Origin of the sequence: Nostoc sp. CHAB 5715, assembly GCF_020829685.1 — a bacterium.
Lineage (GTDB): Bacteria > Cyanobacteriota > Cyanobacteriia > Cyanobacteriales > Nostocaceae > Nostoc.
The window spans coordinates 1-6,858 of the sequence record NZ_JAIVFR010000345.1 but is presented as its reverse complement, the minus strand read 5'-3'; the positions used below and the strand labels follow the sequence as shown (position 1 = coordinate 6,858).

Below are 6,858 nucleotides of genomic sequence, written 5' to 3'. Positions count from 1 at the left end.
TAGCTCTAGAGTTCTCAGCAAGTTGAGGGTAGGGTTGAGGTACACGACCACATATTTTTTCTACCCATTCCTGCGATCGCAGGTAACGATAATCAATTTCAGGGTGAGGTGCTAACCTTTGGCGTATTGTGCTGGCAGACCAAACCTCGTACTGAATGTTATAGCAACCGCCAAGGCGGTTAGGACGCAAAATGCAAGACATGCTCAATGGCATCTCGTAAACAATCAAACTGCTCCAGTTTTTTGCGGATTTGACTTTTTAACCAAGACCAGCATTTCTCAATTTTATTAAGGTCTGGAGAATAAGGCGGTAGGTATAGTAGTTCACACCCCGCTTCCTGATTAGGTTGTTGAATGCGCCCACCTTTATGGAATGTGGCATTATCCATCACCACAACCTGTCCGGGTTCGAGTGTTGGAAGCAAACAATTTTCCCTCCCAAGTTTCAAACACTGTTCGATTACACGCTCCTTCACAGTTGAAGGGAGCTATTAAATTTTGGTTACACAGCGCTGCAATCATGTTTACCCGCCCCTCACGTCGTCCTGATTTAAGTGCATGAAAGCGCTCCCCTAATTCAAATCCAACCGTAATCATATTCGTCCCGGTTATCCATCCCAGACTCATCAAGGTAGACAATTTTCTCGCCTTGGTAGGGTGGACAACTGCGCTACAAACGCCTGCCGTTTGTCTTCATCTCGCTCACGGTAGCCATAGGTCTTTTTTTTCGAGTGAAGCCAATTTTTTTCAATGCTGGTGAGATGGTGCGTTAGCGAAGCTCGCCGCAGGCATCGCTAATCTGTTCCTCCCAAAGTGATGCCATCACGAAAAAGGGTTTTATCCCCATTATATGAAGCGAACTCACGGAATTTTTCCCAGTGGGTGATTTTATGACCATTACCAGGAGGCTTATTGGGCAAGGCTTGGAAGTCGCCCGTTTCAGCTTGTCGCATTGCTCCATAAGTCTATAGTGTTGCGACTGATATTAAACAGAAAACAAGATCACTTTTCTTCAAGCCATCGAGTTCGATGGCTTGAATAACCTTTTGACGCAGGTCGTAACTATAGGGTTTGGGCATATGAAAGTGCGATCGCGCTTTGCAGGAAAAGGAACGGGACTACTTCCAGTTTATGCCCAAACCGCCTTGGCGGTTGCTATAACTTGATTACTCTTGTATTTTATTGCCTTGAGGGAAGGCGATCGCACTTGGCTTGACATACCCCTACGCTTAAGCAAGCTAGCAAGAGCGTGTCGCACACAATTCATTGCTCCTGCTAGAATCACAGAAAGCCTGAATTAAAAGGAAGGCAGAATATCAGAATTGCTTGGTTAGCGGTCTAGATGACTGCGGATACTCTTCGCAATCAGATGGGCAAGAGTAACAGGTACAGCATTACCAATCTGACGCATCGACTCGCCCCAATTACAGGGAAAGTAATAATCATCAGGAAACGTCTGTAACCTCGCAGCTTCACGCACTGTCAAGTAGCGAACTTGTCCATTAGGCAAGGCAAGCATATTCTCCCCACCAGGGACACCATGCACCCCAGCTTTTAAGGTTTTGGCTGGTTCATCTAAAGGACTGCCAGTATGTCCTGGATAACTTCTAGCTCCTGGAATATAAACGTGATTGGGAATTTCTACTGCCACATCGGTGTTTTCGGGTGGTGGTAAATCAGCGATCGCATCCCTGACAGTACACCACGGAGCAGTCACGCTACCTAACAAATTTGCGCCAGTACGTTGCAAGCGACTACGAAGTAAAGATGGTATTTCTGGGCGTTCTTTGCTAGCTATAGCGTGGCGTTCCCAATATTCACCAGTAATCCACTTATGCCAAATAAGCGCTTCTTCGGTATGTGTTGGTTCAGGGAAAGACCAGTTTGCTTTCAAATCAGAGCGAAAACCAACAATAAAAACCCGCTCCCGCTTTTGCGCTACTCCATAATCCGCTGCATTCAACAGCCTGAAGTAACGCGATAGCCAAGGTCATCGTTCTTCCCACTATTTCTTGAGGTTCGCGCATGAACCTAAGTAATAACGAGCTTGATGTTTCTCATTTCCCAGCGGACGAGATAGCTCAATCAGGTAGCAGCAAGGAATTGAGGGGATTTCTCCTGACAATTCTATATATGCTTTTAGCAAACGAATAGAATTTGATTTACGGTTATTTCAGCGTGCTACTCCAAAATTCATTTTTTTGAGTATTTATACTTATATGTTTATCAAGTACTATGAGTTATTATAATAATTAAAGTATAGAAGGTTGATTTATATGGGCAAAGAAGAAGTCAAGCTTTCAGCCTTAGAGGAGGATATTCTCACCCTGATGATGGGGCATAAGATGTTGTATGGTCTTGAAATTTTGGATGGGTTAAACGACGGCAGACCAATTCCGATTGGATTCGGCAGCTTATACCCCACCCTGAACCGACTTGAAAAAAAGGGATTAATCACTTGGGCGTGGGGTGATGAGCAAGACAAGACAGGTGGTGCAAGGCGCAAGTACTACCAAGTCACAGGTATTGGGACTGATGAACTTAAAAAAGTTCAAAAATACCGTAAACGATTGGCTTGTCGTCCTGAAGAGGGTTCATTAGCACCACAAGAAGCTTAGTAGATGCAAGTATTTGTTGACATCACTAATTACGTAGTCCTGTTAGATCAGTTCAAAGCCTATGCTCAGATAAAGGTAGATAATCGCTGGGCATTATTGACAAGTTTAGATCATCAACCATTTCTCAATTAATAATACTGTCTGTTTCACATGAAAAAACAACTTCTATCACTTCTAGTTATTACTGAAGTATTTATACTCACTCCCTCAACTGCGCTTGCCGAATTCTATCTCAATGAAAAAGCGTTTCTTCGCACGGTGAACAATCTACTGCTTGAGAACAACAATCCCTTGAGCAAAATATCTAACTTTGACAAGCTGAATTACGGTCAAAAAGTGTGCATTAATTTGGGTCAGGGTGTAACGCTCAAAAATTCTTCTGAAAAGTTGATTTCGGTTTTGGCAAGCGACAAAACTATATCCCTAAATCAAAAATGGCAGTTGATTAACTATGACTCGACTGTGACGATAGCAGCCTTGCACTTTTTTTGCCCAGAGTACAAATCTCAAATCCCATCATAGTAGCATCATTTTACCGTAGTCTGTAAGACATATTCTGGAGCGTGGGCGCGTATAGTGGGAGGAAAACAGGTAAAAATTAATTCCGAGAGAATTGATGATATTTCCGAGATAGTGGAATGGCTTAAACAGATGGGGATAGCCAAATGTGTTGATCAAAAACTGATTCTACCACACGGAAACCACAAAAGCATAAGTTACAGTCAACTGAGTGTATTGTTATTGACATACATAATTACCCAATCAGACCATCGATGTGGAGCTTAAGTAGATGCAACAGTTTAACGAAGATAATTCCAAAGAGCAGGAGTTGCTGAATTGGCTGAAGAGGCAGGAGATGCGGGAGCAGGTTAATTGGCTGAATAGGCAGGATCTGTCGGAGCAGGAGCAGAAGATGCTAGAGCAGGTTAATTGGCTGGAGCAGGATCGGCACGAGCAGCTTCAGCGACTGATGCAGAAGCAGATGGAACTCCGCAAAAAAAGCCATATAAAAGGTTGGGCAACTAAAGTACTACCAGAAGACAGGCTTGCAGAACTACAAGAATTGCGCTTTCAATGGCTCGAAAAAGGACAACCTAAAGTTTGGATTGAATGCAAAACCTTTGTTAACAAATTGGACTTGCTCAAAGGTGAGATTCAAATAAAGATAGAAAATGCCAAGTTTTTACTGTTTAAAATTGCAATTATTTGTACTGCGGGTGGGATAAGTATCTGTTATTCAACAAATACTGTTGTAGGAATTGTTGCATCAATAGTTGCGAAATGTGTGTTACCTCGCATGAAGCTTCTGTAAAGAGTCATGGTGGATCCGAACAGCGTATTTTTGATGCTGTCAGGTTGGTGGCTGTTGTAAAAAGTCTTACCGTGATTTTGTAAGAGATACATTTATAGTTTTAAAAAACGCCTTCGTGGCGTTTTTTTTGTGCCTTTTTGTAAATTTGAATACTGTTTTGCGTTTTCCGGGATAATAAAACCGAAAATACAATGGCGGGGAAAGCACGCAGGGATAATTATTTTTTCCTAATTTTGGGTAATGGTAGAGAAACGCTGGAAATTACAACAACTACCTGAATCCGCTGAGGATCTTCAGGCCACACAATCACTTATCGAAAAGCTCAGCATCAGCCCTGTTTTAGCCAATATCCTTTGGCAGAGGGGTGTGCATGATTTTGATGAGGCCAAAACTTTTTTCAGGCCTCAGCTGAGTCATCTGCATGATCCGTTTCTCATGAAAGACATGGACAGGGCTGTAGAAAGGCTTGAACAGGCGATCAGCCTGAATCAGAAAATCATGGTTTACGGAGATTATGATGTGGATGGTACCACCGCCGTGGCCTTGGTGTATGGTTTTCTGTCCGGATTTTACGAACACCTGACTTATTATAATCCCGACCGTTATACAGAAGGGTACGGGGTGTCGGTGAAGGGGATCGATCAGGCGGCCGAAATGGGCGTTTCACTGATCATATGTCTGGATTGCGGAATCAAGGCGGCCGACAAGGTGCAGTATGCCAGGGAGAAATACGGGATTGATTTTATCATTTGCGATCACCACGAGCCCGGAGAGGACCTGCCTGAGGCTGTGGCTGTGCTGGATCCGAAACGAAAAGATTGTGAATACCCTTTCAAAGAGCTTACCGGCAATGGCGTAGGATTTAAGCTGCTGACAGCCTATTGCCTTCGGAATGACATTCCTTTTGAAAACCTGTGCGAATATCTTGATCTGGCCATGGTCAGTATCGCTTCCGATATTGTTCCGATCGTAGGAGAAAACCGGACTCTGGCCTATTTCGGGCTGAAAAAGATGAATGAGAACCCTCGTCAGAGTCTGAAAGCCCTCAAGCAGGTAGCCGGCCATCAGGGCGAAATGAGCATAGAAAGCGTCGTGTTTGTGATCGGACCGCGGATCAATGCCGCCGGAAGGATCAAACATGCGAAAGCTGCCGTTGAACTTTTACTTTCCGATGACTTTGATGAAGCCCTGGCTTTTGCGTATAAAATCCAGGAAAATAATACCGAGCGGAAAGGCCTGGATGCCAAAATAACAGATGAGGCCCTGGGAATGATCAGGGGAGATGAGTGGATGCTGAATCAGGCCAGAAGTACGGTGCTTTTTAATGAAAACTGGCATAAGGGCGTCATTGGGATTGTGGCCTCGCGATGCATAGAGCATTTTTACAGGCCCACCATTATTTTTACAAAAACCACGGGAGACTATGCCGCAGGCTCGGCCAGGTCCGTTGTCGGATTTAACCTTTATGAAGCCATTGAGGAGTGCTCCCATCTGCTGGAGCAGTTTGGCGGCCACATGCATGCCGCCGGGATGACCATTCCGATTGAAAACATTCAGGCGTTCAGGCTTGCTTTTGATACGGCGGTCAATAGCCGGATGGGGGCCGAACCCCTGATTCCTGAGATTAACATCGACCTGGAGATCGGAATTTCAGATATCGACCGGAAATTTTACCGGATTCTGAAGCAGATGTCGCCATTCGGGCCTAAAAATATGCAGCCCGTCTTTGTTTCACGTAACCTTCGTCTGGCTTCCACGCCCAGGATATTGAAAGAAAAACACCTTAAAATCGATGTGCTCGATACAGGAACAGGAGCAGTTCTTTCTGCGATCGGTTTTGGTATGGTCGACGATTTTTACAAGGGCCTGGCGGCCGGCCGGCCTTTCGATATGGTTTACAGCATTGATGAGAATACCTACAGAGGTCAGACCTCTCTGCAATTATTTATCAGGGACATTAAGTTTGCCTGATTGTAACATATTTTAACAGGAAAAGCTGATATTTAGGCTTAACTTTGTGGTTTCAAACAATTTGTATTTTAATTTTTGTGTAAATGCTTCTTCGGACCGAAAATCTTATCAAAAAATACGGACAACGTCTGGTCAATAATCAGGTGAGTTACCAGGTGGCTCAGGGAGAGATCGTCGGATTGCTCGGACCTAATGGTGCCGGGAAAACCACTTCTTTCTACATGGCCGTTGGTTTGGTGAAACCGAATGAAGGTAAGGTCTGGCTTGATGACCTGGATATTACGAGCCTGCCAATGTACAAAAGAGCCAAACTGGGGATCGGGTACCTGGCACAGGAAGCTTCGATTTTCAGAGATCTGACGGTAGAAGAGAATATTCTCGGTGTACTGGAACTGGCCAAGCCCGGAATGTCGAAAGCAGAGAGGAGAGAAAAGACGGAAGGCTTGCTGGAAGAATTCAGTCTGACCCACGTCCGTAAAAACAAGGGTATCGTATTGTCAGGAGGGGAGAGGAGGCGGACGGAAATTGCCAGGGCTCTGGCGGTTGATCCGAAATTTATTTTACTTGATGAGCCGTTTGCGGGGGTTGACCCGATTGCCGTTGAAGAAATCCAGGGTATCGTGGCAAGACTGAAACACAGAAATATAGGTATCCTTATTACGGACCACAACGTAAATGAGACCTTATCCATTACCGACAGGGCCTACCTGTTATTTGAAGGTAAAATCCTTAAACAAGGCACCGCAGAAGAACTCGCCGCCGATGAAATGGTGAGAAGGGTATACCTGGGGATGCATTTTGAGCTTAAGCGGAAGATATAAGCCAATGCTCAAAATGCATCCCCAGGTATACCCTTCTCACCATTTCATCGGCGGCGAGTTGAACACGGTTCACAGCAACTGGTGGCTCTTGGTGTTCCCGTGCTTGCTCTTAGGGCTGACGCTCCTGGCCTTGAAC

The 6,858-nt window shown here is 44.8% G+C and carries 11 protein-coding genes; 7 read left to right on the top strand and 4 right to left on the bottom strand.

Going from position 1 to position 6,858, the window contains the following annotated elements:
* From LC574_RS19425 to LC574_RS39125, 3 genes are all read right to left on the bottom strand, one after another.
* Positions 1–202: hypothetical protein (locus LC574_RS19425; RefSeq protein ID WP_229455016.1), on the bottom strand; the 202-nt coding region annotated here is incomplete at its 3' end.
* Positions 180–476, bottom strand: coding sequence for a transposase (locus tag LC574_RS39130; protein ID WP_368736706.1), 297 nt, complete (start codon positions 474–476; stop codon positions 180–182). The genes LC574_RS39130 and LC574_RS19425, both read right to left, overlap by 23 nt.
* Positions 477–794: 318 nt before the next feature.
* Positions 795–953, bottom strand: coding sequence for a hypothetical protein (locus LC574_RS39125; RefSeq protein WP_368736705.1), 159 nt, complete (start codon positions 951–953; stop codon positions 795–797).
* A gap of 81 nt (positions 954–1,034) precedes the next feature.
* On the opposite strand from LC574_RS39125, the gene LC574_RS38135 reads away from it, so the two are divergent.
* The gene (locus tag LC574_RS38135) at positions 1,035–1,166 is read left to right on the top strand and encodes a hypothetical protein (protein WP_267871605.1); all 132 of its coding nucleotides are present in this window, start codon (positions 1,035–1,037) and stop codon (positions 1,164–1,166) included.
* 164 nt (positions 1,167–1,330) lie between these two features.
* Here LC574_RS38135 and LC574_RS19410 read toward each other — a convergent pair whose 3' ends face one another.
* Entirely contained in the window at positions 1,331–1,963 is a 633-nt protein-coding gene (locus LC574_RS19410) for a DNA cytosine methyltransferase (RefSeq protein ID WP_229455014.1), read from the bottom strand.
* Between the two features lie 313 nt (positions 1,964–2,276).
* Between LC574_RS19410 and LC574_RS19405 the strand changes: the two genes are divergently transcribed.
* The 6 genes from LC574_RS19405 to lptB all read left to right on the top strand — a co-directional run bounded on the left by LC574_RS19405 (position 2,277) and on the right by lptB (position 6,722).
* Positions 2,277–2,618: a PadR family transcriptional regulator gene (locus tag LC574_RS19405; RefSeq protein WP_229455013.1), complete on the top strand. Its 342-nt coding sequence runs from the start codon at positions 2,277–2,279 to the stop codon at positions 2,616–2,618.
* 3 nt (positions 2,619–2,621) lie between these two features.
* The gene (locus LC574_RS38130) at positions 2,622–2,750 is read left to right on the top strand and encodes a hypothetical protein (protein WP_267871604.1); all 129 of its coding nucleotides are present in this window, start codon (positions 2,622–2,624) and stop codon (positions 2,748–2,750) included.
* Positions 2,751–2,768: 18 nt separating this feature from the next.
* A complete protein-coding gene (locus LC574_RS19400; protein ID WP_229455012.1) occupies positions 2,769–3,140 on the top strand; it encodes a hypothetical protein in 372 nt (123 codons plus the stop codon).
* 268 nt (positions 3,141–3,408) lie between these two features.
* Positions 3,409–3,930, top strand: coding sequence for a hypothetical protein (locus LC574_RS19395; protein ID WP_229455011.1), 522 nt, complete (start codon positions 3,409–3,411; stop codon positions 3,928–3,930).
* Positions 3,931–4,170: 240 nt separating this feature from the next.
* Positions 4,171–5,901, top strand: a complete 1,731-nt coding sequence (gene recJ, locus LC574_RS19390) for a single-stranded-DNA-specific exonuclease RecJ (RefSeq protein ID WP_229455010.1) — start codon at positions 4,171–4,173, stop codon at positions 5,899–5,901.
* Positions 5,902–5,984: 83 nt separating this feature from the next.
* Positions 5,985–6,722 (top strand): LPS export ABC transporter ATP-binding protein, encoded by a 738-nt coding sequence (gene lptB, locus LC574_RS19385; RefSeq protein ID WP_166564548.1) that lies wholly within the window; start codon positions 5,985–5,987, stop codon positions 6,720–6,722.
* Positions 6,723–6,858 lie beyond the last annotated feature (136 nt).